Genomic DNA, 24,124 nt, shown 5'->3' with positions numbered 1-24,124 from the left:
ACATTTCAGTGCGTCCCCCTAGGTGGGTGTAGATCGCCTGCGCTACGGGCAGGTCACGTCCAGTTCGAATGGCTTGGTCACGGTCTTCGGCTGCTGCGGATTGCTCATATCGGTGCCGGTCGCGGTGCCCTTGATGGCGTAAGACTTGCCGTTGACGGCGGCCCCTGCGTTGCTCGCTTGGTTGGGGGCGGCGTCGGAAAAACCGAGCGCGATCCCGTTGACGCTGCCCAGTCCGACCGAATGGACGATCGGCGGATTGTCGTTGCTGACGACCGCCCCGACCCCGGCCGTCGGGTCGCCGATGCCGATGGTGGTGACGCCGTTGGCCGAGTTGCACGTGACTTGGCCGCTGACGTTCTGGTTTTGCCCGTCGACGACGACCTGAGGTCCGGCCGCCGCCGGCGCGGAACTCGATGACGCTCCCGTGCTGGACTTGTTGCTCGAACAGCCGGCACACGCCGCGACCGCGACGGCCACGCCCGCTACCCCGACCACGATCCCACGCTTCACTACTGATCTCCTTCGTGCCGCTGGTTCGTACCTTTTCGTTGACAGGCTCCGCTAGACGGACGCTGACAAACGCCGGTCCCGCGGATACCCGTTCCTGCTATTTGCAAACGCCAGTTCTCAGGCCGCGGCCTCAGGGCAGGACGTGCAGGCCCCACCTGCCGAGCAGGGGGTCCACGAGCGCGAAGTACGTCGTGTAATCGTCGTCGTCGGGCGACGACATCAACAGGCCGACGGCGCTGACGGTGCCGTCCGGGTTCTTCACGAAGCCGGGGCTGCCGCTGTCCCCGTTGAGGCTGTACACGCTGGCTTCGACGACGTCCCCCTCGATGCCCTTGACCTCGCCGCACGTCTCACCGGTGACCGCGCCGACCTTGCAGAACGGCATGCCGATCTGAATCTGGTTCGCGCTCAGCACATCCCGGACCACATACCGGCCACCGACGTGGCCCACCGGCGTGCCGACGCTCGGATTAAGCCGGATGATCGCGGCGTCCCTCGTGTCGGCTTCGTGCTCGCTGGCGGTGATCCGGCCCAGCGGCACGTTATCGCCGTAGGTCCACGCCGAGCCGTCGTGCGCATCGCAGTGCCCGCTGGTCATCAGGTAATAGCTACCGTCGTTGCCTTGAGCCGCGAAACCCGCTGTGCACCTGCTGCTTTCATCTTCGACCTTGATGCCCGGCTCCACACCCGGATTTGCCCAGACCGGGTTCGCCAAACCCGTCGCGGCAATGACGACGGCACCAACCAGCCCCAACCCCCGCAACCACCGCACGGTCACGCCGCCTCTCTTCTCGTGTAGGGCAGCATGTTAACAGCGGGACCACCGGCCCGCGCTATGAAGTGGCGTGCGACGCCCTCAAGCGCGGGTGCTCGGGGGGTATGGATTCGTTAGGGACAACGACAGAGACTGATCAGCATTGTGCGCCCTCGGCTATGGTCAGCTCCCAATCCAGCCACGCCGTCGCATAGCGGATCTTCTTCTTGGCATCATCGATGGCTTCGGGTTTGAGCCGCAACCGATCGAGGATCCGCTCGGCAACATGCCCCGAGTGATCGGATAACCCTTCCGCTCCGCAACTGCAGGACACCCCCGAATCGTCGACATCCCGCACCGCGCGGTGCTTTTCGATGATTTCGCGAATGGGTGCGATCAAATCGGGCATGCCGACCTCAGCTGGCGGCACCGGCCAGACGCCCCATTCTTTGCACCGCGTGGTCGGCGGTCCTGCGGGCCCGCAATGCCCAGACGATTTGACAGATTCCGATGACCACGAGCCACGCCCCGGTGACGAGCGCAAGCATGACGATGCTGTCGAAAGGCCAGGTGATTATGACCATGCCGGCGATGGTTGTGAGGATCCCAAGGAAGGTGTGCCATGGCCGCTCCGGCAGCTCCGGATGGCTTATCGCCAGCACCGCCTCCGTGACGCCTTGGAAGATGAAGCCGACGCCGATCCAGATCGCCAGCAGCAGAACCGCGTAGCCACCGCCGAAATGCCGGAAAGCGAGCACGCCCAGGACGACCGAGAGCGCTCCGGAGATGAAGTACAGCACCCGGCTGGCGGCCGGCACATCGAACGTCAGCGCGAAAGCGACCTGCGCAATGCCCGAGACCACCAGATACGCGCCGAACAACACCGCCGCGACGAGGATCGATTTTCCGGGCCAGATCAGCACCACCACGCCCAGCGCCAGGGCCATCACCCCGGACGCCAGGACCGTCTTCCACAAATCACGAAATATTTCCGGTGTCTGCACTGCGGTCATGGCACGCTCCTTAACGCCTGGTGGTATCCGCATCAAAAATCGTGCGGCTTTGCGGGCCGCGCACCTAGGGCACAAAGTCCCTGATCCGCGTTGAATCGCCGAGGTCGGAAGCGTCTGTCTGGCAACCGCTTCGGCCGAACGGCGACAGGAGCGCTCCGAACGCCCGGTGGGCGCGTGTCATTGCGACCGGATGAGCCCCGCGCCCGTCACGCTGTAAAGACGTCGGGCCAGGAGCTGCCCGGCTCGGGCCGATGAACGGGGCGTGCACGTGGTTGACAACCCGGAGCCACAACAAGATCTTGCCGATCGGGGCCATCACCGGTTGGTGGGTCGCCCACACGACGACGACGAAGGACCGATCGTCGACGCCGAACAGCGCGCCGCGCAACTGCGTTCCGACGCACATCATCTCGGCCGGCGCGGGCAGCCGTTCAACCGGCGCTCCCCGTTCGTTGTGGGGCTGACCGCGTCAGCCGGCGTGGCCGTGACGTATGGCGCGGTGCTCGTCCTCGGGTCGATGTCGTCGGTGCTGGTGTTGATCGGCGTGGCGATGTTTTTCGCGCTGGGACTCGAGACCGCCGTGTCTTGGCTCGTCAACCGCAGGGTGCCGCGCTGGGCGGCGGTCACAATCGTGCTGACGGCCGTGTTTGCCCTCATCGCCGGGACATTGGCCGCGACCATTCCCCCGCTGGTGCAAGAGGCGCGTCAGCTCGTCGACCAATTGCCCCTTTACCTGCAGCACGCCCAGGACCGTTCGTCCCTCATCGGCAGGATCAACGAACGCGTCCACCTGCAACAGCGAATCACCGACCTGGTCAACGGGTCCGGCCGGTTCACCGTCGCGGGGATCGTCCGGACCGGGTCGGAGGTGTTCGGCGTCATGTCGCACGTCGGCATCGTGGCAATGCTCACCGTTTACTTCCTCGCCGACATGCGCCGCATCCGCGCCGGCTTCTACCGCCTCATGCCTAACTCTCGGCGGCCGCGCGCCATTCTGATCGGCGACGAGGTGGTGGCCAAGTTCGGTGCGTATCTGTTTGGGAACGTGCTGACTTCGGTGATTGCGGGGGCCGCCACCTTTGTGTGGTGTCTCGTTCTCGACGTCCCCTACGCGGTCCTGCTTGGCGTAGTCGTGGCCGTCTTGGACCTCTTCCCCTACGGCTCGACAGTTGGTGGATTCATCGTCGCCGCGGTCGCGCTGAGCGTCTCGATCCCCGTCGCCATCGTGACCGTTCTCTTCTACATGGGCTTCCGGCTGGGCGAGGATTATCTGTTGACGCCCAAAATCATCGGCCGGGCGGTGCGAGTGCCGGCCGGCGTCACTGTGGTCGCCGTGCTCCTCGGCGCGGCGTGGCTGGGCGTGGTCGGGGCGCTGGTGGCGATCCCGCTCGCGGCGGCCGTGCAACTACTCATGCAACAACTGCTGTTCCCCGTGCTCGACGAGGCGTGAGCCGCGCCGAATGCCCTCGGGAAACGGTCAGCGCGGCGCCGCGCCCGACAGGTCCAGGGCGATGTCGACGAGCATGTCTTCCTGGCCGCCGACCATCCCGCGACGCCCGGCCTCGACGAGCAGCGTCCGCGCGTCGACACCGAACCGCTCCGCCGCCGCCTCCGCATGGCGCAGGAAGCTGGAGTACACCCCGGCGTAGCCGAGCGTCAGCGTCTCGCGATCGACGCGCACCGGACGTTCCTGCAGAGGGCGGACGAGGTCGTCGGCGGCATCCTCCAGGGCATTGAGGTCGCAGCCGTGCTCCCAGCCCATGCGGGTGGCGGCCGCGATGAAAACCTCCAGTGGGGCGTTGCCCGCGCCGGCACCCATGCCGGCCAGGGACGCGTCGACGCGACGACACCCGTGCTCGACGGCGACCATCGAGTTGGCCACGCCCAACGACAGGTTGTGGTGGGCGTGGATGCCTATTTCGGTTTCCGAACAAAGGTTTTGGCGCACCGCGTCGACCCGCTCGGCGACGTCGCGCATGGTCATGGCGCCGCCGGAGTCGACGACGTAGACGCAGCCGGCCCCGAAGCCCTCCATCAACTTGGCCTGCTCGGCCAGCCTCTGGGGAGTGGTCAGGTGGCTCATCATCAGGAATCCGACGGTGTCCATGCCCATCTCGCGGGCCGCCGCGATGTGGTGAGCGGAGATGTCGGCCTCGGTGCAGTGGGTGGCGACCCGCACCACGCCGGCCCCGGCCCGATGCGCCGCGGCCAGGTCCCGGATCGTGCCGATACCCGGCAGGATCAGGGTCGCGATCTTTGCCCGGCGGACAACGCCGGCGACCGCCTCGATCCACTCCAGGTCGGTGTGGCCGCCGAAGCCGTAAACGCAGCTTGAGCCGCCCAGCCCGTCGCCATGGGCGACCTCGATCGAATTGACGCCCGCCGCGTCCAACGCCGCGGCGATGTCGGCGACCTGCCGCAGCGTGTATTGGTGGCGAACCGCGTGCATCCCGTCCCGCAGCGTGACGTCGCTGATATAGAGCTGCTCGGCCATGGTTACACTCCTACGTTCGTCATCTCGTGTGCGGCAATGCTTTTGGCGGTCGCCAGCGCCGCGGAGGTCATGATGTCGAGGTTGCCGGCGTACGCGGGAAGGTAATCCGCGGCGCCCGTCACCTGAAGCAGCGTGGTGACCCTCGTCCCGATGAACTTCCCGGTCTCGGGAATATGTAGCGGGTTGTCGGGACCGAAGGTCTCGAACTGCACCGGCTGCTTGAGCCGATAACCGGGAACGTAGTCCTGGACCCGCTCGATCATCGCCGTGATGGACGCCTCGACGGCGGTTTGGTCGCAGTCGCCTTCCACCAGGCAGTACACCGTGTTGCGCATGATCACCGGCGGATCGGCCGGGTTGAGAACGATCACCGCTTTGCCGCGCTGCGCGCCGCCGACGACTTTCAGCGCGGTGGCCGTGGTCTCGGTGAACTCGTCGATGTTGGCCCGGGTGCCCGGGCCGGCGGACTTCGACGAGATCGCCGACACGATCTCGGCGTAGGACACCGGCGCCACCTGGTTGACCGCGGCCACAATCGGAACTGTGGCCTGCCCGCCACATGTCACCATGTTCAGGTTGGGCTCGTCGATGTGGTCCTCCAGGTTGACCACCGGCACACAGAACGGACCGATGGCGGCGGGAGTCAGGTCGAGCACACGTACACCGGTGTGGCGCAGGGCCTCCCAGTGCTTGACGTGGGCCTCGGCGGACGTGGCGTCGAACACCAACCGGATCTGGTCGAAGCCCGGCATCGCCAGCAGCCCGTCGACGCCCTGCGCGGACGTCGGCACGCCGGCCCGCTTCGCCCGCGCCAGCCCGTCGGAGGTCGGGTCGATTCCGATCAACGCCGCCATCGTCAGCGGTCCGCCACTGCGCAGGATCTTGAGCATCAGATCGGTGCCGATGTTGCCGGACCCGATGATCGCCACCGGAAATTGTTGACTGGCCATGGATTTCTCCTCTACTCAAACGTGACGCTGACGGCGCCCAGGGCGGTGATCGTGGCCGCGGCGCGGTCGCCCGCCCCGACGAACGCGGCCCCGGTGTAGGAGCCGGACATCACGAATTGCCCGGCCTCGATGGCCGTTCCGTATTCAGCCAGGGCGTTCGCCAGCCACGCGACGGCGGCGGCCGGATCGCCCATGACGGCGGTGCCCTGCCCCTTTTCGACCAGCACGTCGTTCAGGTAGAGCGCCGCGGTGGTGCCGGACAGCGGCGGCGCGTCGGAGATCGGTACCCACTCGCCGAGCACCACCGCACCCGAGCTGGCGTTGTCGGCAATGGTGTCCGCCAGCGTGATCCGCCAGTCGGCGATGCGGCTGTCTACGATCTCCAGCGCCGCGGCCACCGCTTCGGTTGCCGCCATCACCTCGGCGACGGTCACCCCCGGACCGCGCAGCGGCGCCCGCAGGAGAAACGCCACTTCGGGTTCCACCCGCGGCGCACAGAACGCAGCCCTCGGCACCGAGGTCCCGTCGGCGAGCACCATGCTGTCGAGGACGTAACCGAAGTCGGGCTCGCTGACACCCAGCAGGCTTTGCATCGGCGCGGAGGTCAGCCCGATCTTGTGGCCGCGCAGCAGCGCGCCATCAGCCAGGTGGCGAGCCAAGTTACGTCGCTGTACCGAATAGGCTTGCGCCACACCAAGAGTCGGATAGGTCTCGGTCAGCGGCGGAATGGGACTGCTGCCCACCTGTGCCGCATACAGCCGCCGCGCGGCGTCGTCGAGCTGCGGGTCACGTGCGGTCACATCGATCATGTCGGTTCTCCGACTCCCATTAGTTTCGTCGCCGCCTGGAAGACCAGGCGCACATGCAGGTCGAACAGCTTGAGCAAGTCGACCGAGTCGCCGCCGACCTCCTTGGCGATGAACAGGCCGTCGGCGCCGGCGATCGCATAGGTGGTGAGCAGGCGCACGCCTTCGTCGTCGAGCTCGGGTGCAAGGTCGCGCACGACCGCCTCGAACCGGTGAAACGCGCGGTCGCGGACCTCGAGGAACATCGCCCTGGCGCGCGGCTCGACCGGGCGGCGCTCCAGCGCCAGCATCAGGCCCAGCCGGAGGAAGTCAGGGGCATCCAGCAGCGCCTTGGCCACCTGCATCCCGAGCTCGTTCACCCGCTCCGCGGCCATTTCGCCGCCCGGCAGGTCCGCCGCGGCCAGCCAGCGGGCGAAACTTCGCTCGATGACGGCGGCGATCAGGTCGTCCTTGTCGGCGAAGTGCCAGTAAATGGACGTCGGCGGCAGGCCGCTCTTCTTGCTGACCAGGGAGATGGTGGTTCCTTCGTAGCCGCGTTCGGTGGCGACCTCGGTCGCCGCATCCAGAATCCGCTCGCGCGACTGTTCCCCGTTGGCCCGGGTGCGCCTGCGGCCGCGAGGTCCGGTTGCGCCCGTCTTTTCGGGTTCTGCCGTCACGTTCCCTCCTTTTTGGGTGTTGACGCTCACGCTACAAGAGCTTACTGTATGGATCGCTACATTAACAAGCCTGGCGAAGGGGCCGGAAATGACAGATCAGAAAACCTATGACGTGGCGATCGTCGGCTACGGCCCGGTCGGCTGCACCGCGGCCAACCTGTTGGGCCAATTGGGCCTCAACGTCGTCGTCGTGGAACGCGACCCCGACATCTATGCGCGAGCGCGCGCCATCTCGACCGACGAGGAGGTCGTTCGGATCTGGCAGCAGATCGGGCTGGCCGACCGGCTCAACGCGGACATGCAGCCCGGCCGTGGGGCCAACTTCGTCGACGCCAACGGCGTGCCGTTCGTCAAGCTGCTACCGGTCTCGCGCGGCAACGGCCACCCGCCGCAGCAGTTCATCTACCAGCCGGCGCTGGAAAAGGTGCTCCGCGAAGGCGTCGATCGCTTCCCCAACGTGTCCATCCTGCTCAAGCACGAATGCCTGCGGCTGGTCCAGAAGGACGACCACGTCGAGCTGATGCTCGCCGACCTCGACGCCGACGAGTTCCGCCGGATCCGGGCCTCCTACGTGATCGCCGCCGACGGCGGATCCAGCGCGACGCGCGCGCAGCTGGGTGTCGGGTTCGGCGGCCGCACCTACGGCGAGCGCTGGATCGTCATCGACACCAAGGTGCTCACGGAATGGCCGGGCCACGACCGGCTGCGGTTCCACTGCAACCCCGAACGGCCGACCGTCGACTGCCCCACCCCGCTGGGACACCACCGCTGGGAGTTCCCGGTGCGCGACGAGGAGGACGAGAAGGACCTCCTGCATGAGGAGGCCATCTGGAACGTGCTGCGGGGCCAGGGGATATCGCCGGAGAACGTGCAGATCCTCGGCTTCGCCTGCTACAGCCACCACGTCCGCTTCGCCGACCGCTGGCGCGTGGGACGGGTCTTCCTGGCCGGCGACGCCGCCCACGCGATGCCCCCATGGATCGGCCAGGGCATGTGCGCCGGCGTGCGCGACGTGGCGAACCTGTGCTGGAAGCTCGGCGCCGTGCTGAACGGGTCGCTGCCGGAATCCGTGCTGGACACCTACCAGGCCGAGCGGATGCCTCACGTCAAAGAGGTGACCAACCGCGCGGTCAAGACCGGCAAGCTGATCATCCAGCGCAACCGGTTGCGTGCGGCGGCCCGCAATCACATCTTCCGCACCGCCAGCAAGGTGCCGGGCTTCCTCACCTGGCTGCGCAACCACCGCTGGATTCCCGACGCGCACTACCGGGAAGGCCTGCTGGCCCGCAACGGCAACCGGGCCGTCGGCTGGCTGGTCCCCCAGCCGCACGTGCGCGACGAAAAGGGTGACAGCGTGCGCCTCGATGACGTGATCGGCGGCCGCTGGACCGTGCTCCAGACCGGGCGCGCGGCCGAATGGCCGGACTGGCGAGCAGCGGGCGTGCCGGTCCTGCAGGTCACCCCGCCGGGAAGCGTTCCGCGCGCCGACACCATCGTCGACAGCGACGGCACCCTGACCAGCTGGCTACACAAAAAGGGCACTTCCGTGGTGGCCGTGCGGCCCGACGGCTTCGTCTACGCAGGCGCCGCCGAGGGGCAACCCCTGCCCCCGCCGCCCACCGGCTTCAAATCGTAAGGGCTTGACTATGGCAACCGAAAGGACAACCGAAATGGCAACCGAAACCATCACCGAACGCACCGTCCTCGTCGACGGAAAGGAGATCTTCCTGGCCGAAGCCGGCAGCGGGACCCCAGTGGTCCTGCTGCACGGCGGGGGGCCGGGCGCCTCGGGCGTGTCGAACTACTCCCGCAACATCGAGCCGCTCGCCGAGCACTTCCGGGTCATCGTCCCGGACATGCCCGGCTACGGCCGGTCCGCCAAGGGGGTCGACCGGCGAGACCCGTTCGGGTACCTCGCCGTTCACATCAAGGGCATGCTCGACGCGCTCGGCATCGACCGGGCGCACCTGGTCGGCAACTCCTACGGCGGGGCGTGCGCGCTGCGGCTCGCCCTGGACGCCCCCAATCGCGTCGACAAGCTGGTGCTGATGGGTCCCGGTGGCGTGGGAATCAGCCGGGGGCTGCCCAGCCCCGGGCTGCGGAGCCTGCTCTCCTACTACGGCGGCGAAGGCCCGAGCCTGGAAAAGCTGCGCACGTTCATCCGCTCGTACCTGGTGTACGACGGCGACAGCGTGCCGGAATCGCTCATCGAATCCCGGTACCGGGCTTCGATCGATCCCGAGGTCGTCGCGAATCCGCCCCTGCAGCGGCCGGCGGGTCTGGCCACGCTGTGGCGGATGGACTTCACCCGCGACCGCAGGCTCCAGGGCCTGGCAACGCCGACCCTGGTCGTCTGGGGACGAGACGACAAGGTGAACAAGCCGAGCGGCGCAGCGATGCTGGCCGAGCGGATGCCCAACGCCGACGTGCTGATGACCGCCAACACCGGTCACTGGGTCCAGTGGGAACGGGCCGACCTGTTCAACGCGGCCACCGCCGAATTCCTGAAAAACTAATCACCGCACGAGAATTCAAGGATCAACATGACAACCACAGTTAAGCCCTCGGTGTTCGGCAGTGTGCACTTGGGTTACGTCGTCGTCGAAAGCGACAAGATCGACGACTGGAAACGGTTCGGCCGCGACGCGATCGGCATGCACCTCGACGATATGGCGCCCGACACCGTCCGATTCCGCCTCGACGACAACGAATGCCGCGCGCTGGTGCGGCGCGGCCCCGCCGAGGACGTCGTCGCGCTCGGCTGGCAACTCGACGACCACGCGACGTTCGACGAGATCAACCGCCGCGTCGTCGACCACGGCGTGCCGGCAATCGAGGGCACCGACGAAGAGGCGAAGCTGCGCGGCGTCGAGCGTTTCCTCCGGTTCCGTGGCCCGAACGGGCTGGCCCAGGAGATCTACACCACCGCGCGCACCGCGCCGCTGCCGCTGGACATACCGGGCAGCGGGTTCGTCACCGGCGCAGGCGGAATGGGCCACGTCGCCCTGACGAGCAAGAAGCCGCAGCTGGTCCGCGGCTACTACAACCACGTGTTCGACGCGCGCCTGTCGGACTACATCGACGAGACGATCAACGGCCTCAAGCTGAAGGTCCGGTTCCTGCGGGTCAACGAACGCCACCACACCGTGGCGATCGCCTCGGCTAAGCAGTTGCCGGTCAACCCGATTCGCTCCCGGGTCCAGCACGTCAACGTACAGGTCGCCACGCTCGACGATATGGTCGCCTCCTATCAGCGGGTCAAGGAGCTGGGCTTCGCCATTCCCATGTCGGTCGGACAGCACACCAACGACAAGGAGCTGTCCTACTACGCGATGACCCCGTCGGGATTCGAATGGGAGGTCGGGTGGAACCCGATCGTCGTCGACGAATCGACCTGGAAACCCACCACCCACCAGGGCATCAGCATCTGGGGCCACAAGCCGGAAGGGCAAACCGTCATCGACAAGCTCAACCAGTTCGCGGTGGCCGCACGCTCGCTGCGGTACCGCGAAGACACCGTCGCGGCGCTGAGCGAACCCGGGATCGGCGACGACTAGCGGCCGCGGCCACATCGATGACTTTGGACCCTACGCAGCGGGTTCGCTGACCGAGACGATGACGCGTTATGACCGGGCGGCCGCACACATCGCGCGGAGTCCGCGAGATCACGCGAGGCCTCGATACGCTGGACGGTGAGATATTCGCGGCCATCGCAAACACGCGAAATCCCCTGTTGGACAAGGCGATGCCGGCGCTGAGTCGCGCCGCAGACCACTCCAAGCTGTGGATGGTCATCGCGGCGGCCATGGGGATGTCGGGCGATCGGTCGGCCCGGCACGCCGCCGGCCGAGGCGTGGCAAGCCTTGCGGTGACGAGCCTGGTGACCAATCAGCTGGCGAAGCGCGTCTGGCGGCGACAGCGCCCTTATCGCGGGCTGGTTCCCGCGGTGCGACGCCTACGGAGATACCCGAAGTCGCATTCCATGCCCTCCGGTCACGCCGCCAGCGCGGCCGCCTTCGCGGTCGGCGCCGGCCTGCAAAGCCCCATGCTCGGGCTGGCCCTGGCGCCACTTGCCGGGCTCGTCGGCTTGTCGCGCGTCGCGACCGGCGCGCACTATCCCAGCGACGTCATGGCGGGCTTCGGCATCGGCGCGTCGATAGCCGTGATCGGTGGCCGCCTCGTCCCCCCGATCGTCGAGCACAACCTCCCGCCCGCCGACCCGCTGCACATCGATGTGCCGTCGCGGCCCGACGGCGCCGGCCTGGTGCTGGTCGTCAACCCGTCGTCGGGTAGCGGTACCGGGCGGCGCGTCATCGGCGAGGTCCGCAGCGAACTGCCCAAAGCCGAAATCATCGAATTGACACGCGACGACGACTTGGTGGAGCTGCTTCGCGGGGCGGCCGAGCGAGCCGAGGTGCTTGGAATCGGGGGTGGCGACGGCACGGTAGCGTGCGCCGCGGGAGTAGCGGCCGATCTCGGCCGTCCGCTCGCGGTGTTCCCGGCCGGCACGTTCAACCATTTCGCCAAGGACATCGGTTGTGATCACGAAGCCAAGACGATTCGGGCGATCCGGCAGGGCAGCACCACCCGGGTCGACCTGGTGTCCTTCAACGACTCCCGCCCGGTCATCAACACCGCGAGCATCGGCGCCTACCCGAGATTCGTGCGGACGCGAGAACGCTACGAACGCAAGGTCGGCAAGCCTCTCGCGGCGGCCTACGCGATGTTTCACAGCCTGCGCCACGATGCCCCGGTGCGAATCAGCCACGACAACAAGGACATTCAGGCTTCGCTGTTCTTTCTGGGCAACTCGACGTACGTGCCGTCCGGCTTCGCGCCGGCGCAACGCAACCGGATGGACACCGGCCTGATCGACGTGCGGATCCTGGAGGCCGGCCGCCGGTTCGGCAGGTTGCGGATAATGACGGCGCTCGCGCTCGGGCGGCTGCAACGCAGCCGGCTCTATCACGAGCAGCACGTCCCGGAGTTCAGCTTCACCGCCGTCGACGGGCCGACCGCCGTCGCGCTGGACGGGGAACTGGTCGGGTACTTCGACGACGCCAGGTTCCGCGCCCGCTACCGCGTTCTTCAGGTGTTCAGCCCACCGCCATCGCTTCGCGGTTTCGGTGTCAGCCGCCCACGTGGCGGGTGAGGAAATCGAGGACCGCCTCGGCGAAGATGTCGTTGCGGTCGCCGGCGACCATGTGCCCCGCGCCGCGCACATCGGTGAACTCGACTTGGGGGAAGCGCGCGAGGAACTCGTCGGCGCGCTCCTGGCTGACCAGGTCGCTGACCTGACCCCGCACCAACAGCATGGGTACGCCGTTGCGCACGATCGCCTCGACCGCCGTGTGCATGCGGTCGGCGTCGGTGACTTCGAACGGAGGATACGGGGCCGTGCCGCTGATGAATTGCGGGTCCCAATGCCAATACCAACGATCACCGCGCCGGCGCAGGTTGGTGGTCAGGCCGTCCAGATCGGTGGGCCTGGGACGGTGCGGGTTGTATTCGGCGATCGCGTCCGCGACCTCGTCGAGCGAGGCGAATCCCGATTCCACGCGCTCGGCCATGAAGTTGTGGATGCGGTTCGCGCCAGATTGCTCCATGTTGGGCACGATGTCGACGAGGACGACGGCGCTGGCGGTGCCCGGCGCGAGCTCCCCCTCCAGCAGCATCGTGGTGAAGCCGCCCAGCGACGCGCCCACCAGCACAGGCTGCGGCGGCAGGGTACGCAACACCTCTTGGACGTCGGCGGCGAAGCTGACCACGCGGTAGTCGCCCTCGCTCGACCAGTCGGATTCGCCGTGGCCGCGCAGGTCGATGGTGACGGCCTGAAAGCCGCGCTGGGCGACGGCCGAGGCCGCCTTGGCCCAGGAACGACGCGTCTGCCCGCCGCCGTGCAAGAACACCACGGCACGCGCCTGGGGGTCGCCCAGGCGGTCGGCGACGATGCGGACGCCGCCGGGGCCCTGGGTCGAGAACGTCTCGGGCGCGGTGGTCATCAGGAGATAGTAAGACCCTCTCGAGATCTCCGGGCGTCTCCGTCGCCCAAGAGTTGCTGAGTCAGCCGGCGCGCCGGCCGCCGGAGGAAGCCCGGTTGACCCCGACGAACTTGGTTATCCGCAGGAAAAGTCGACCGAGACGACTACCCGCCCGTTGCGAATCCTTGATCCGCCCGAGGGTTTGCTCGCCCTCGGCGGCGTAGTCCTTGACCGTTTCGTCGCCTTCTTCGGCGCGCATGCGTCATCTCCATCCGTGGTCGGGTCTGTCACGCCGGCACCTGGCGCTCGGGCGGGTCCGCCGGCGTCAGGCGCTCCGGCGGGTCTGCCGGAGTGAGGCGTTCGGGCGGTTCCACCGGCGTCAGCCGCTCGGGCGTCTCGTCCGGGGTACCGGGTTCGGTGTCGATCATCATCGGTGCGTACCCGCCGGGCGCGGATACCAAAACGGCCCGCAAGCCGAAGGTCCGGCTCCCGCGCTGAGTGTGTGCTGAGGGCTTTGGGTGTGTAGTGAAGGCTGAGAATCGTCGAAAAACCCGCCCTCACCTCACACCGAAAGCCCGTCTTTCACACTCGACGCGCCCCGAAAAGTGGCCTAGCCGAGCGTTTTCCAGAAGCGCGTCAGAGCCGCCGCGCCCGCCGCCGGGTCCTCCACCATCCACCAGTGCCCGAGCCCGTCGAGCACCTCGGTGCGCGCCCCCGCCCGGTCGGCGGCGCGGCGCCGGTTGTCGGCCGCCCCGATGAAGGGGTCCTCGGTGGCCAGCAGCGAAAGCCCGGGGCGGGCCGCCGCCTTCTCCAGCTCCCGACCGGCCTCGGCCATCGCGGGCTGGCGCGCCGAGCGGTACAGCGCCAGGATGGCCCGACCCATCTCCGGCCCCTGCTCCGGGGCGATCGAGATCGCGATGTCCAAGGGGATGCCAAAGGCGGCCATCCGCTCCGCGCGGTCCTCGACCGTGCCGCCGAGCAGCGTGTCCACCAGCTCTTCGCCCTCACCTGGCGTCTGCCACGTCTGCGCGAAGTCGTGCCACACGTAGTCGGCGTCGAAGAGCCCGACGACGTCGCTGACCCAGCTGCGCACGAGTTCGGGCCGGTGCATCACGGCGTTCACCACGTGGCCGCCGCCCCAGTCGTGCCCGACGAGGTCGATCGGTCCCTCGATGCGCTCGAGCTCGGCCTCGAGCCAGTCGCGGTAGGCCAGGTAGGTGGCAGGGAAATCGTCGGGCAAGGGCGCCCCGAAGCCCGGTGGCGACAGCAGCACCACATCCTGGCGCCCGAGGGCCTCGACCAGCGGGCCCCAGATGGCGGCGGTCTCGGGATTGCCATGCACCAGAACCACGGTCATGGCGCATATCGTGGCACGACACGACCGTCCGGCGGGAGGGCCGGCCGCCGGGAAGACGCTTACACTCCTTTGATGCATCCTGTGCCGACCAGGCACGCAGCCAACAGAGGGCCGGTCGCGGTCGTGCTGCTCGTCGCGCTGGTGATCGGCATCCTGGCGATACCGGTCAAGCAAAGGTGCGGTGCGCCGGGCCTGTTTTGCGCGACGGCGGTGGATCCGCAGGGCAATATTCACTATTACTACGAAGTCGAACCGGTCGGCGTATACCTCGCCGAAATCATCGCGGGCTCAAATGTTCGCCTCTTTTACAGCTCGGGCGAAGATTTGGTCAAGGCGGGCTAGGGGGCCAGATGTGGCGACGTGGCAGCACCGCGGCAACGGGAATGCTGATAACGGCACTGCTGATGTGGAGCGCACCCGCCGGTGCGGTGACGCTCGTCGGCGCACGCCAAAGCATTTGCGGCACAAGCGTCTTCTGCCCGGCGGATCCTGCACCCGACGCCGGTGACCAGGCCACGGCCGAGCAGAAGATCAAAGACGGCTACATCCAGAAGCAAATCAATTGCACGCCAAGCCTGCCGCCCAACCCCCAGTCGATCACCTGGGATCCGCCCGGCTTCGCGCCGAACGTCGGCGGCTCCGGTGTCATTCGGGACGCCAATCCGCAACTCGGCGGCCAATATCGCGCCGATTACGTGAACGGCAGATGGCACATCGAATACCCCTATTGCTGAATGGTCTTGGCCGGCCAACATTTGATGCCGGCGGTGTAACAAGTCGGGCTCGATCTCGGCACGATCGCATTGGGCAGGCTCGGCGACGGTGGGAAAGGCGCAGGTCAGAGCCCGATTGACGGCTTAAAATCCGGGTATCCCCGGCGGGTGAGCCAGCTTACATCGACCCGCTTAATTGGAGGGTTCATAGCAAGCTAACGCATACTTGACAGCATGCTGCAAGCGACATCACCGCAAACCACGACTGCGGTGGCGGGTGGTGCGCTGGTCACGGGGCGAGGTTTTTGATGGCACAGTCTGGTGGCGCACATCGTCGCCACCGCGCCGTTCGGCAACCGTCGCGCCTTCGCAAGGCGCTGACGCGCAGCTTGATGACGCTGGTGTCGGTGGCGGCCGTGCTGATGACGGGCACGGGATATTACGTGGCTCACGGCGCGCTCGGCGGCATCACCGTCTCGGACGCCCTGTCGCCGGAGGACCCACGGTCCAGCGGCGACAACATGAACATCTTGCTCATCGGGCTGGACTCGCGCAAAGACCAGGATGGCAACGACCTGCCCTGGTCGATCCTAAAGCATTTGCACGCAGGCGATTCCGATAACGGCGGCTACAACACCAACACCCTCATACTCATCCATGTCGGGGCCGACAACAAAGCCGTCGCCTTTTCCATCCCGCGCGACGACTGGGTGCCGTTCAACGGCGTGCCGGGATACAACCACATCAAAATCAAAGAGGCATACGGGCTTACGAAGCAGTACGTCGCCAACAAGCTCGCCAGCCAGGGGAGCATCACCCAGAAGGAACTCGAGACTCGGGGCCGTGAGGCGGGCCGGGCGGCGACGCTGCGCGCGGTGCGCAGCCTGACCGGCGTCCCGATCGACTACTTCGCCGAGGTCAATTTGGCCGGCTTCTACGACTTGGCGCAAACCCTGGGCGGCGTGGAGGTGTGTCTGAATCACGCTGTCGACGACTCGTATTCGGGTGCGGACTTCCCGGCGGGCCGGCAGCGACTGGACGCGTCCCAGGCGCTGTCGTTCGTCCGGCAGCGCCACGGCCTGGAAAATGGAGACCTGGATCGCACGCACCGGCAGCAGGCGTTCCTGTCGTCGGTCATGCAGGAACTGCAGGCGTCGGGCACGTTCACCGACATCGACAAGCTCAAGAGCCTGATGGCGGTCGCGCGCAAAGACGTTGTGCTGTCGGGGGGTTGGGACGAGGAACTGATCCAGCGGCTGGGGTCGCTCGCGTCCAGCGGCAACCTCGAATTCCGGACGCTGCCGGTGGTGCGCTACGACAACATCGACGGACAGGACGTCAACATCATCGACCCTGCGGCGATCAAGGCCGAGGTGGCCGAGGCGATCGGCGCGCCGCCGCCGACGACCACGCCCGCCACCACCGCCGCCAAACCCAGCCCGTCCACCGTCGTCGACGTGATCAACGCGGGCGCCATGAGCGGGATGGCCAGCGAGGTGTCCCGCGCGCTCAAGAAGCGCGGGTACACCGCGGGCCAAGTGCGCGACCGCAATTCGGGCGAACCGACCGCCACCACCATCGAGTACGGCGCTGGCGCGGAAACCGACGCGCACAACGTGGCGACGCTGCTCGGGCTCGACGCGCCCAAGCAGCCGAACGCCGCCGTCGAGCCCGGGCACATCAGGGTGACCGTGGACACCAACTTCTCGATGCCGGCTCAGGACGAGACCACGATGGACGACAGTACCACCACCACGACGACGACCAGCAAGTCGAACACGTACTACTACAACGGGACGACGACCACGTATCCGACGCCCGATCAAGGAAAGCCGATGGCCGCCGGCGGCGTGCCGTGCGTTAACTAGCGGCCATCAGGCGGCCAATCATGCGTGGGTTCCGCCATCGATGCGGATCTCGGTGCCGGTGATCCAGGCGCCGTCGTCGGACACCAGCATGGCGATGACACCGGCGATCGCGCTGGGCTCGGCCATGCCGGCGCCGCTGGATTCGACGGTCGTCGGCAGGATCGGCATGAGCCGCGGAAACAGCGACCAGTCCGCGTCTTTGGGGATGTATCCCCCTGTCGCGTCGGTGATTCCGGACTTGATGCTTCCGGGCGCCACGCACGCCGCGCGCAGGCCGTCCTTGGCGTATTCGAGCGCCAGCGAATGGGTGAAGGCCTGGATGCCGCCCTTGCTCGCGGCGTAGGCCGCCATGTAGGGATGGGCGAACGACGCCGACGTGGAGCTGAAATTCACGATGGCGCTGCGCGGATTGCCCAGCAGCGTCGGAAGCGCCTCGCGGACCACCAGAAACGTTCCGGTGAGGTTGATCCCGACGATCCGGTTCCACAGTTCGAGGCTGGTCTCGTGGGTGTGCGCGGCGCGCAGGATGCCGGCCGCGTTGACGAGCGAATCCAGGCCGTCGAGCGTCTGCGCGGCCAGGCGGACGCCGTCGATCACCGAGCCCTCGTCGCCGACGTCCATCGGCATGGTGGTGAGCCGTCCGGCGGTTCCGGCCTGCTCCGCACTGGCCCGGGTGGCGGCCAGGCCGTCCTCCGCGACGTCGGAGGCCACCACGGCAGCGCCCTCGTCGAGCAATCGCAGCGCGGTGGCCTGGCCGATCCCGGACGCGGCGCCGGTAACCAGGATCCTCTTGCCCTCGAGTCGCTTCATTGCTTCTCCCGTCGGTTGGCCCGGCCATCATGGTAAAGAGCGGCCGTCACAGGCAGGCTAGATGCATGGACATTGGATTCATCGGGCTGGGCAACATGGGTCAGGGCATGGCCGCGAATTTGATGAAGGCCGGCCACCGCCTCACCGTGTACAACCGCTCCCCCGAGAAGGCGGAAGGCCTCGTCCGGCAGGGCGCGACCGCGGCGCGCAGTGTCGCCGAAGCCAGCCGTGGCGACGTGGTGTTCACCATGCTGCCCGACGACCCGGCCGTCGAGGGCGTCGCGCTCGGCCCCGACGGCATCGTCGCGTCGCTGGCACCGGGCGCCACACACGTGTCGTCGAGCACGATCAGCGTCGCCCTCTCGGAGCGACTGGCGGCCGCGCACGCCGAGGCCGGTCAGCGGTACGCCGCCGCGCCGGTGTTCGGCCGGCCCGAAGCCGCTTCCGCGGCAAAGCTTTTCGTCATCGCTGCGGGCGCCCCGGAGGTGTTGCAACCGTTGTCGGAGCTGTTCGACGCGATCGGGCAGCGGACGTTCGTGGTGTCCGAGCAGCCGCACACCGCCAACCTGGTCAAGCTGAGCGGCAACTTCCTGATCGCGTCGGCGATCGAGAGCATCAGCGAGGCCGTGGCGCTGGTCGCCAAGGCCGGCGTCGACCGCCAGCAGTACGTCGACATCCTCACCTCGACGCTGTTCGCCGCGCCGGCGTATCAGACCTACGGCGGGCTGATCGCGCGGCAGGAGTTCGAGCCGGCCGGATTCGCGGCCCGCCTCGGTCTCAAAGACGTCCGGCTGGTGCTCGCCGCCGGCGAGAACCTGGAGGTGCCGCTGCCGGTGGCCAGCCTGCTGCGGGACCGCTTCCTCACCCTGGTCGCGACGGGCGGCGGGCACCTGGACTGGTCGGCGCTCGCCGCGCTGGCCGCCCGCGACGCGGGCAGCTCAGACCACCCCGCGTAGCCCCTCGGCGCCGAAGGCGGGTTCCAGCATCGCGGAGAAGTCGGGGCCGCGCCGCAGGATGTGGCCGCCGTCGACGTTGATGCACTGCCCGGTGATCCAGCTGGCGGCATCGCTGAGCAAGAACATCACCAGGTTGGCGACGTCCTCGACCTCACCCACCCGTGGCAGTGGCGTGCACTGCCGGTAGTCCGCGCTCAGTTCCGGTGATTCCGTAATGGGCACAACGAGATCCGTGCGGATCAGGCCGGGGCGGACGCTGTTGACCCGCACCCACGACGGGCCGAGTTCGTCGGCGGCCAGCTGCATCATGTGGTCGACGGCCGACTTGGTGACGCCGTATGCGCCGAACCACCGATGGGTGTTGCTGGCCGCGATCGAAGAGATCCCGACGAAGGAACCGCCGCCGCCGCGCACCAATTCGCGTGCGGCGTGCTTGAGCACGTACATGGTGCCGTTCACGTTGAGATCGACCGTGCGCCGCCACGCCTCCGAGTCGATCTGGGTGATCGGCCCGATGGTCTCCGACCCGCCCGCGCAATGCACCGCCCCGTGCAGCCGGCCATGCCACGCCGTCGCGGCGTCCACCGCGCGGGCCGCCTCCTCCTCGTTGGTGATGTCGGCCGGCTCGTAACGGATCGCGCCGCTCGCCTTGAGCACTTCGATCTCTTGGACCGCGGCCGCCAGCCGGTCGGCGTTACGCCCGACGATCATGACGGAGGCACCGGCCGCCACCAGCCCGGCGGCGACCCCCTTGCCGATCCCGCTGCCACCGCCGGTCACCAGGTACGTCCGGTTTACGAAAGAAAGCTGCACGCCGCGCCTCTCATGCCGAAACTGAAACGGGTTCTAGCATAGGCGAGCGGTCACAGCCGCCACACGGGTCACGCTAGGGCGTATCGCGGCGGGCGATCTGCGTGGGCTTCGCGTCGCGCCAATCCTCGACGTCGGGCGGCAGGCCGACCGCGTACCTGTTCTCGTTGTGGGCGGCCCAGTGCGCGTGGCCCAGCTCGTGAATGTGGAACGCGTGCCGCAGCGCCTCGGTGAATCCCATCGCGTCGGAGGCCGCGTTCACCGAGTCCTTGACGAGCAGCGCCGCCATCGTGGGCCGGTCGGCGATGCGCCGGGCGAACTCCAGCGTCTTCTCCGCCAGCTCGTCGACCGGGAACACTTTCGACACCATGCCCAACCGGTAGGCCTCGTCGGCGTCCAGCGCGTCGCCGGTCAACAGCAGCTCCTTGGCCTTGCGCGGACCGAATTCCCAAGGGTGGGCGTAATACTCGACACCCGGCATCCCCAACCGCACCGCCACGACGTCGCTGAACTTCGCGTTGTCGGCCGCGACGATCAAGTCGCAGGCCCAGATCAGCATCAGCCCGGCCGAAATCGCGTTGCCCTGCACCTGGGCGATGGTGATCTTGCGCAAATCGCGCCAGCGGCAGGTGTTCTGGAAGAAGTAGTGCCACTCCTGCAGATAGATCTTCTCCGCGATGGGATCGCGGGTGCCGCCGTTGATGCGGAAGCTCGGCAGCTGGCTGCGCTCGGCGATCGCCAACTCCGAGCCCAGGTCGTGGCCGGCGGAGAAGTTCTTGCCGCGCGCCGCCAGGATCACCACCCGCACGGTGTCGTCGGCCTCGGCGCGCAGGAACGCCTCGTCGAGCTGCACGAGCAGGCCGCGGCTCTGCGCGTTGTGGGCCTCGGGCCGGTTGAGCCAGATCCGGGCGATGCGCCCGTCGTCGAGGGTTTCATAGGCCACCAGCTGTTCGGCGTCGGTCGCTTGAGTGCCGGCTTGGTCGGAGAGTGTCATTCCGCCCACCTACCTTTAGTCATCGGGGTCATGGGGCTCCGTTACAAGTTGGGGTCGATCCGTAACTGCCGGGCCGACTCTCTGCACATTACGGCCACCGCCCGCGATGCGGATCCCCAGGGGGCGCGGCGCCGCCGGACGCACTTCCGGCAGCGCGACGGGATCCGGCCTGACCAGCAACGACAGCGGGTGGGGGCCGGTCGCCGGCGTGAGACGCCTGCGGGCGAATATCGACGTCGCCTACAGTTGTCTTATGCCTACGAAATCTGATCCTGGCGAACTCGGCGATGTGGAGCCCCTGGCCGACAGCACCGCGAGCCAGGCCAGGCGGGTGGTCGCCGCGTACGCGAACGACGCCGACGAGTGCCGCGTCTTCCTGTCCATGCTGGGTATCGGACCGGCAAAACACGACACCTAAATGACTCCCAGCGGGGGCCAGCAATTCGGCAATTCCGATTTCGTGGTGGTGGCCAATCGGCTGCCGGTCGACCTCGAGCGCCTTCCCGACGGCACCACCGCCTGGAAACGCAGCCCCGGCGGCTTGGTCACGGCCCTCGAGCCGCTGCTGCGGCGCCGGCGCGGCGCGTGGGTCGGGTGGCCGGGAGTCGCCGATGACGACGACGAGCTGGACTACGAGCCCGTCGTCCAGGACGACCTACATCTGCACCCCGTGCGGCTGACCTCCGACGACGTCGCCGAATACTACGAGGGATTCTCCAACGCCACGCTGTGGCCGCTGTACCACGACGTCATCGTCAAGCCCATCTACCACCGCGAATGGTGGGACCGCTACGTCGACGTCAACCGCCGCTTCGCCGAGGCCACGTCACGCGCCGCGGCCCGCGGGGCGACCGTGTGGGTGCAGGACTACCAGCTGCAGCTGGTTCCCAAGATGCTGCGCGAACTGCGGCCCGACCTGACCATCGGTTTCTTCCTGCACATCCCGTTTCCGCCGGTGGAGCTGTTCATGCAGCTGCCGTGGCGCACCGAGATCGTCGAGGGTCTGCTCGGGGCCGACCTGGTGGGCTTCCACCTGCCCGGCGGCGCGCAGAATTTCCTGTTCCTGTCCCGGCAGCTGATCGGGGTCAACACCTCCCGCGGCGCCGTCGGAGTGCGGTCGCGATTCGGCGAGGTGGAGCTGCCGTCGCGCACCGTGCGGGTGGGCGCCTTTCCGATCTCGATCGACTCCACCGCGCTCGACCATGCGGCCCGCGACCGCGACGTGCGCCGCCGAGCGCGAGAGATCCGCGCCGAGCTCGGCAACCCGCGCAAGATCCTGCTCGGCGTCGACCGGCTCGACTACACCAAGGGCATCGACGTTCGGCTGAAGGCCTTTTCGGAGCTGCTCGCCGAGGGCCGCGCGAAACGCGACGACACCGTGCTGGTTCAGCTCGCGACACCCAGCCGCGAACGCGTGGAGAGCTACCAGATCCTGCGCAACGACATCGAGCGCGAGGTCGGCCACATCAACGGCGAATACGCCGAGGTGGGTCATCCGGTGGTGCACTATCTGCATCGGCCGGTCCCCCGTGACGAGCTCATCGCGTTCTTCGTGGCAAGCGACGTCATGCTGGTGACCCCGCTGCGCGACGGGATGAACCTGGTGGCCAAGGAGTACGTGGCCTGCCGCAGCGATCTCGGCGGCGCGCTGGTCCTGTCCGAATTCACCGGTGCCGCAGCCGAACTCAGGCAGGCGTACCTGGTGAACCCGCACGACACCGACGGCGTCAAGGACGTGATCGAAGCGGCGCTCAACCAGTCCCCCGAGGAGGGACGTCGCCGCATGCGCGCGCTGCGACGGCAGGTGCTCGCGCACGACGTGGACCGCTGGGCGCGCTCGTTCCTCGATGCGCTCGCCGAGTCGCATCCCCGCGCCTGAAACTAGACGCGCTGGGCTGAACGCGGCCGAGCTCACCCCATATCCAGCCGCTGCCGCGGCTGGTTGCCCGCCCGGTAAAACGCGTGGCAGTTTCAACGAAAACCGCTAGTGAAAACTGGTCTTGTTTGCTGACAAAACTCTCTGGTGCTCCCCTATTTGTCGACCGGCGAAAGCGGCCGCGGCGCCGCCCGCTGCCCGCCAAATCGCCGAAGATGTCTTGATTGGCTGACCAAACCGGTCGTACGATGCGAACCTGCCTATCGATGGGAGCGTTCGAATCGAAATCAATTACGAGTCATAAGTGAGCGCGGCCCCATAACCACTCCGGGTACGCAGTTCACTCTCAGGGCCGACTTTTCTCCATTCGCACGCCCCGGAAGTCGTGCGAATCTGCACATGAAGCGCTGGCGCGATGCGTGACGCATTAATACCGCCGTACGCAAGTCTCCGCTGGGACCGCGGACCATTCGATTAGTCCGCTGATCAGGCGATTTACGTACTTCGAAATTGCGGACCGCCAGGCGGGAAAGCGGCATGGCCGCGACAGACCGTCCGGCAGTAGGAAGTCATTGATTCCCTAGCGGTAATAACCCGGTGCGGGGTAGAGAATTATTGGTCACCGTCACCGCCCGCAGTCATCTGTTTGGTTCGGCCTGCGCGAAGACAGTTGTCCAAGGCGGCGAGTTCGGGTTCGAGCCGGCACCAGCATGCCGGCAAAAATGGTCGGCCGGTTATGGATGTCCCACGAATATCGGGGAGGACGGTGCGCACTTCCGACGGAGACTCATAGCGCCCGCGACCTCGGTAAAGCCAGCCTCGAGCCAAGATCTTTATTAAATCAGTGGAATTTGCTGTAATGACAGCGATACGCTGCTGTCGTTTCTGATTTTCCTCGGTGACCAAACGGGCGAAAGCCGAACTGTCGGGAGGTACGGAATGTCGTTTGTGATCGCGGTGCCGCAGATGGTGACAACGGCGGCGACAGATCTGGCGGGCATCGGGTCCGCGATCAGCGCGGCCAACGCGGCCGCGGCGTCGCCCACCACCAAGGTTTTGGCTGCGGGCGCGGACGAGGTGTCGGCGGGCATCGCGGTGGTGTTCGGCGAACACGCCCAGGCATTCCAGTCAATCAGCGCCCAGGCGACGGCCTTTCACGACCAGTTCGTCAACGCGCTCACTTCCGCCGCGGGAGCGTACGGGGCGGCCGAGGCTGCCAATGTCTCACCGCTGCAGATCCTCCAGCAGGACGTGCTGGGCGTGATCAACGCACCCACCGAAGCGCTGTTCAAACGCCCATTGATCGGCAACGGCGCCAATGGGCAAACGATCAACGGGGTGGGGCAGCCCGGCGGGCCCGGCGGAATCCTGTTTGGCAATGGCGGTGCCGGCGGCAACGGCACCAATCCCGGCGCGCCCGGCGGCGCGGGCGGGCACGCCGGCCTCATCGGCAACGGCGGCCGAGGCGGGCAGGGCGGGACGGGCGCGACGGGCGGCGTCGGCGGCCAGGCCACGACGGAGCTTCATGACGTTCCTCCCTCTACGCTGCATCGAGTATCACAGCGTTTGGGCGGCA

General features: G+C 67.3%; 27 protein-coding genes. 12 read left to right on the top strand and 15 right to left on the bottom strand.

Annotation, left to right across the window (positions count from 1 at the left end; genetic code table 11):
• Positions 1-42: 42 nt before the first annotated feature.
• The 4 genes from A5712_RS18280 to A5712_RS18265 all read right to left on the bottom strand — a co-directional run bounded on the left by A5712_RS18280 (position 43) and on the right by A5712_RS18265 (position 2,277).
• The gene (locus A5712_RS18280) at positions 43-510 is read right to left on the bottom strand and encodes a lipoprotein LpqH (RefSeq protein ID WP_068107812.1); all 468 of its coding nucleotides are present in this window, start codon (positions 508-510) and stop codon (positions 43-45) included.
• Positions 511-640: 130 nt separating this feature from the next.
• Positions 641-1,288 (bottom strand): S1 family peptidase, encoded by a 648-nt coding sequence (locus tag A5712_RS18275; RefSeq protein WP_068107810.1) that lies wholly within the window; start codon positions 1,286-1,288, stop codon positions 641-643.
• A gap of 133 nt (positions 1,289-1,421) precedes the next feature.
• Positions 1,422-1,673 (bottom strand): hypothetical protein, encoded by a 252-nt coding sequence (locus A5712_RS18270; RefSeq protein ID WP_068107808.1) that lies wholly within the window; start codon positions 1,671-1,673, stop codon positions 1,422-1,424.
• Between the two features lie 7 nt (positions 1,674-1,680).
• Positions 1,681-2,277, bottom strand: a complete 597-nt coding sequence (locus A5712_RS18265; RefSeq protein ID WP_068107806.1) for an HdeD family acid-resistance protein — start codon at positions 2,275-2,277, stop codon at positions 1,681-1,683.
• A 325-nt stretch (positions 2,278-2,602) separates the two neighbouring features.
• Between A5712_RS18265 and A5712_RS18255 the strand changes: the two genes are divergently transcribed.
• Positions 2,603-3,727 (top strand): AI-2E family transporter, encoded by a 1,125-nt coding sequence (locus A5712_RS18255; RefSeq protein ID WP_068107801.1) that lies wholly within the window; start codon positions 2,603-2,605, stop codon positions 3,725-3,727.
• 27 nt (positions 3,728-3,754) lie between these two features.
• On the opposite strand, the gene dmpG is transcribed toward A5712_RS18255, so the two are convergent.
• From dmpG to A5712_RS18235, 4 genes are read right to left on the bottom strand one after another with little or no spacing between them, the layout of a single operon-like run.
• Positions 3,755-4,771, bottom strand: a complete 1,017-nt coding sequence (gene dmpG / locus A5712_RS18250) for a 4-hydroxy-2-oxovalerate aldolase (protein WP_068107800.1) — start codon at positions 4,769-4,771, stop codon at positions 3,755-3,757.
• A gap of 2 nt (positions 4,772-4,773) precedes the next feature.
• On the bottom strand, positions 4,774-5,721 hold the full coding sequence (locus A5712_RS18245; RefSeq protein WP_197519431.1) for an acetaldehyde dehydrogenase (acetylating): 948 nt from the start codon (positions 5,719-5,721) through the stop codon (positions 4,774-4,776).
• An 11-nt stretch (positions 5,722-5,732) separates the two neighbouring features.
• The gene (locus A5712_RS18240) at positions 5,733-6,521 is read right to left on the bottom strand and encodes a 2-keto-4-pentenoate hydratase (RefSeq protein WP_369830407.1); all 789 of its coding nucleotides are present in this window, start codon (positions 6,519-6,521) and stop codon (positions 5,733-5,735) included.
• 5 nt (positions 6,522-6,526) lie between these two features.
• Positions 6,527-7,183 carry a TetR/AcrR family transcriptional regulator gene (locus A5712_RS18235; protein WP_068107797.1) on the bottom strand — a complete coding sequence of 219 codons (657 nt, stop codon included), beginning with the start codon at positions 7,181-7,183 and terminating at the stop codon, positions 6,527-6,529.
• A gap of 88 nt (positions 7,184-7,271) precedes the next feature.
• Here A5712_RS18235 and A5712_RS18230 point away from each other — a divergent pair, with 88 nt between their 5' ends.
• From A5712_RS18230 to A5712_RS18215, 4 genes are all read left to right on the top strand, one after another.
• Positions 7,272-8,819: a bifunctional 3-(3-hydroxy-phenyl)propionate/3-hydroxycinnamic acid hydroxylase gene (locus A5712_RS18230; RefSeq protein ID WP_068107794.1), complete on the top strand. Its 1,548-nt coding sequence runs from the start codon at positions 7,272-7,274 to the stop codon at positions 8,817-8,819.
• A 34-nt stretch (positions 8,820-8,853) separates the two neighbouring features.
• The gene (locus tag A5712_RS18225; protein WP_068107792.1) at positions 8,854-9,699 is read left to right on the top strand and encodes an alpha/beta fold hydrolase; all 846 of its coding nucleotides are present in this window, start codon (positions 8,854-8,856) and stop codon (positions 9,697-9,699) included.
• A 27-nt stretch (positions 9,700-9,726) separates the two neighbouring features.
• Complete coding sequence (locus A5712_RS18220; RefSeq protein WP_068107790.1) at positions 9,727-10,740, top strand: VOC family protein; 1,014 nt, start codon at positions 9,727-9,729, stop codon at positions 10,738-10,740.
• Positions 10,741-10,808: 68 nt separating this feature from the next.
• Entirely contained in the window at positions 10,809-12,335 is a 1,527-nt protein-coding gene (locus A5712_RS18215; protein ID WP_068107788.1) for a bifunctional phosphatase PAP2/diacylglycerol kinase family protein, read from the top strand.
• Here the strand turns inward: A5712_RS18215 and A5712_RS18210 are convergent.
• From A5712_RS18210 to A5712_RS18205, 4 genes are all read right to left on the bottom strand, one after another.
• On the bottom strand, positions 12,313-13,185 hold the full coding sequence (locus A5712_RS18210) for an alpha/beta fold hydrolase (RefSeq protein ID WP_197519430.1): 873 nt from the start codon (positions 13,183-13,185) through the stop codon (positions 12,313-12,315). The two genes, A5712_RS18215 and A5712_RS18210, sit on opposite strands and share 23 nt — an antisense overlap.
• Positions 13,186-13,246: 61 nt before the next feature.
• Complete coding sequence (locus tag A5712_RS30900; protein WP_156766622.1) at positions 13,247-13,423, bottom strand: hypothetical protein; 177 nt, start codon at positions 13,421-13,423, stop codon at positions 13,247-13,249.
• 28 nt (positions 13,424-13,451) lie between these two features.
• The gene (locus tag A5712_RS31400; protein ID WP_197519429.1) at positions 13,452-13,592 is read right to left on the bottom strand and encodes a hypothetical protein; all 141 of its coding nucleotides are present in this window, start codon (positions 13,590-13,592) and stop codon (positions 13,452-13,454) included.
• A gap of 182 nt (positions 13,593-13,774) precedes the next feature.
• On the bottom strand, positions 13,775-14,521 hold the full coding sequence (locus A5712_RS18205; RefSeq protein ID WP_068107786.1) for an alpha/beta fold hydrolase: 747 nt from the start codon (positions 14,519-14,521) through the stop codon (positions 13,775-13,777).
• Positions 14,522-14,644: 123 nt separating this feature from the next.
• On the opposite strand from A5712_RS18205, the gene A5712_RS18200 reads away from it, so the two are divergent.
• From A5712_RS18200 to A5712_RS18190, 3 genes are all read left to right on the top strand, one after another.
• Positions 14,645-14,863: a hypothetical protein gene (locus A5712_RS18200; protein WP_369830406.1), complete on the top strand. Its 219-nt coding sequence runs from the start codon at positions 14,645-14,647 to the stop codon at positions 14,861-14,863.
• 86 nt (positions 14,864-14,949) lie between these two features.
• On the top strand, positions 14,950-15,255 hold the full coding sequence (locus tag A5712_RS18195) for an integrase (protein ID WP_231982155.1): 306 nt from the start codon (positions 14,950-14,952) through the stop codon (positions 15,253-15,255).
• Positions 15,256-15,542: 287 nt separating this feature from the next.
• Positions 15,543-17,102, top strand: a complete 1,560-nt coding sequence (locus A5712_RS18190; protein ID WP_082973509.1) for an LCP family protein — start codon at positions 15,543-15,545, stop codon at positions 17,100-17,102.
• Positions 17,103-17,120: 18 nt separating this feature from the next.
• Here A5712_RS18190 and A5712_RS18185 read toward each other — a convergent pair whose 3' ends face one another.
• Positions 17,121-17,912: an SDR family NAD(P)-dependent oxidoreductase gene (locus tag A5712_RS18185; protein WP_068107778.1), complete on the bottom strand. Its 792-nt coding sequence runs from the start codon at positions 17,910-17,912 to the stop codon at positions 17,121-17,123.
• Positions 17,913-17,977: 65 nt separating this feature from the next.
• Between A5712_RS18185 and A5712_RS18180 the strand changes: the two genes are divergently transcribed.
• Positions 17,978-18,868 carry an NAD(P)-dependent oxidoreductase gene (locus A5712_RS18180; protein ID WP_068107777.1) on the top strand — a complete coding sequence of 297 codons (891 nt, stop codon included), beginning with the start codon at positions 17,978-17,980 and terminating at the stop codon, positions 18,866-18,868.
• Here A5712_RS18180 and A5712_RS18175 read toward each other — a convergent pair.
• Positions 18,851-19,681 (bottom strand): SDR family oxidoreductase, encoded by an 831-nt coding sequence (locus tag A5712_RS18175; protein WP_068107774.1) that lies wholly within the window; start codon positions 19,679-19,681, stop codon positions 18,851-18,853. The two genes, A5712_RS18180 and A5712_RS18175, sit on opposite strands and share 18 nt — an antisense overlap.
• A 73-nt stretch (positions 19,682-19,754) precedes the next feature.
• Positions 19,755-20,672, bottom strand: a complete 918-nt coding sequence (locus A5712_RS18170; RefSeq protein ID WP_068107772.1) for an enoyl-CoA hydratase — start codon at positions 20,670-20,672, stop codon at positions 19,755-19,757.
• Between the two features lie 253 nt (positions 20,673-20,925).
• Here A5712_RS18170 and A5712_RS30895 point away from each other — a divergent pair, with 253 nt between their 5' ends.
• The 3 genes from A5712_RS30895 to A5712_RS18160 form a co-directional block, all read left to right on the top strand.
• A complete protein-coding gene (locus tag A5712_RS30895; protein ID WP_142281923.1) occupies positions 20,926-21,090 on the top strand; it encodes a hypothetical protein in 165 nt (54 codons plus the stop codon).
• Positions 21,091-22,551 (top strand): trehalose-6-phosphate synthase, encoded by a 1,461-nt coding sequence (locus tag A5712_RS18165; protein WP_068107770.1) that lies wholly within the window; start codon positions 21,091-21,093, stop codon positions 22,549-22,551.
• A 936-nt stretch (positions 22,552-23,487) separates the two neighbouring features.
• Positions 23,488-24,124, top strand: a 637-nt coding sequence (locus tag A5712_RS18160; protein ID WP_156766621.1) for a PE family protein, incomplete at its 3' end; no start/stop codon positions are given.

The sequence above is a fragment of the Mycobacterium sp. E2327 genome, assembly GCF_001672675.1.
GTDB lineage: Bacteria > Actinomycetota > Actinomycetes > Mycobacteriales > Mycobacteriaceae > Mycobacterium.
This window is presented reverse-complemented; position numbering and strand designations above follow the sequence as displayed.

What these genes read in the sequence shown, in the direction of transcription:
- A5712_RS18270 (WP_068107808.1), bottom strand. Translation starts at nt 1,673, where the DNA reads ATGCCCGATTTGATCGCACCCATTCGCGAAATCATCGAAAAGCACCGC.
- A5712_RS18265 (WP_068107806.1), bottom strand. Translation starts at nt 2,277, where the DNA reads ATGACCGCAGTGCAGACACCGGAAATATTTCGTGATTTGTGGAAGACG.
- dmpG (WP_068107800.1), bottom strand. Translation starts at nt 4,771, where the DNA reads ATGGCCGAGCAGCTCTATATCAGCGACGTCACGCTGCGGGACGGGATG.
- A5712_RS18245 (WP_197519431.1), bottom strand. Translation starts at nt 5,721, where the DNA reads ATGGCCAGTCAACAATTTCCGGTGGCGATCATCGGGTCCGGCAACATC.
- A5712_RS18230 (WP_068107794.1), top strand. Translation starts at nt 7,272, where the DNA reads ATGACAGATCAGAAAACCTATGACGTGGCGATCGTCGGCTACGGCCCG.
- A5712_RS18225 (WP_068107792.1), top strand. Translation starts at nt 8,854, where the DNA reads ATGGCAACCGAAACCATCACCGAACGCACCGTCCTCGTCGACGGAAAG.
- A5712_RS18220 (WP_068107790.1), top strand. Translation starts at nt 9,727, where the DNA reads ATGACAACCACAGTTAAGCCCTCGGTGTTCGGCAGTGTGCACTTGGGT.
- A5712_RS18215 (WP_068107788.1), top strand. Translation starts at nt 10,809, where the DNA reads ATGACCGGGCGGCCGCACACATCGCGCGGAGTCCGCGAGATCACGCGA.
- A5712_RS18210 (WP_197519430.1), bottom strand. Translation starts at nt 13,185, where the DNA reads ATGACCACCGCGCCCGAGACGTTCTCGACCCAGGGCCCCGGCGGCGTC.
- A5712_RS30900 (WP_156766622.1), bottom strand. Translation starts at nt 13,423, where the DNA reads ATGCGCGCCGAAGAAGGCGACGAAACGGTCAAGGACTACGCCGCCGAG.
- A5712_RS31400 (WP_197519429.1), bottom strand. Translation starts at nt 13,592, where the DNA reads ATGATCGACACCGAACCCGGTACCCCGGACGAGACGCCCGAGCGGCTG.
- A5712_RS18205 (WP_068107786.1), bottom strand. Translation starts at nt 14,521, where the DNA reads ATGACCGTGGTTCTGGTGCATGGCAATCCCGAGACCGCCGCCATCTGG.
- A5712_RS18190 (WP_082973509.1), top strand. Translation starts at nt 15,543, where the DNA reads ATGGCACAGTCTGGTGGCGCACATCGTCGCCACCGCGCCGTTCGGCAA.
- A5712_RS18185 (WP_068107778.1), bottom strand. Translation starts at nt 17,912, where the DNA reads ATGAAGCGACTCGAGGGCAAGAGGATCCTGGTTACCGGCGCCGCGTCC.
- A5712_RS18180 (WP_068107777.1), top strand. Translation starts at nt 17,978, where the DNA reads ATGGACATTGGATTCATCGGGCTGGGCAACATGGGTCAGGGCATGGCC.
- A5712_RS18170 (WP_068107772.1), bottom strand. Translation starts at nt 20,672, where the DNA reads ATGACACTCTCCGACCAAGCCGGCACTCAAGCGACCGACGCCGAACAG.
- A5712_RS30895 (WP_142281923.1), top strand. Translation starts at nt 20,926, where the DNA reads ATGCCTACGAAATCTGATCCTGGCGAACTCGGCGATGTGGAGCCCCTG.
- A5712_RS18165 (WP_068107770.1), top strand. Translation starts at nt 21,091, where the DNA reads ATGACTCCCAGCGGGGGCCAGCAATTCGGCAATTCCGATTTCGTGGTG.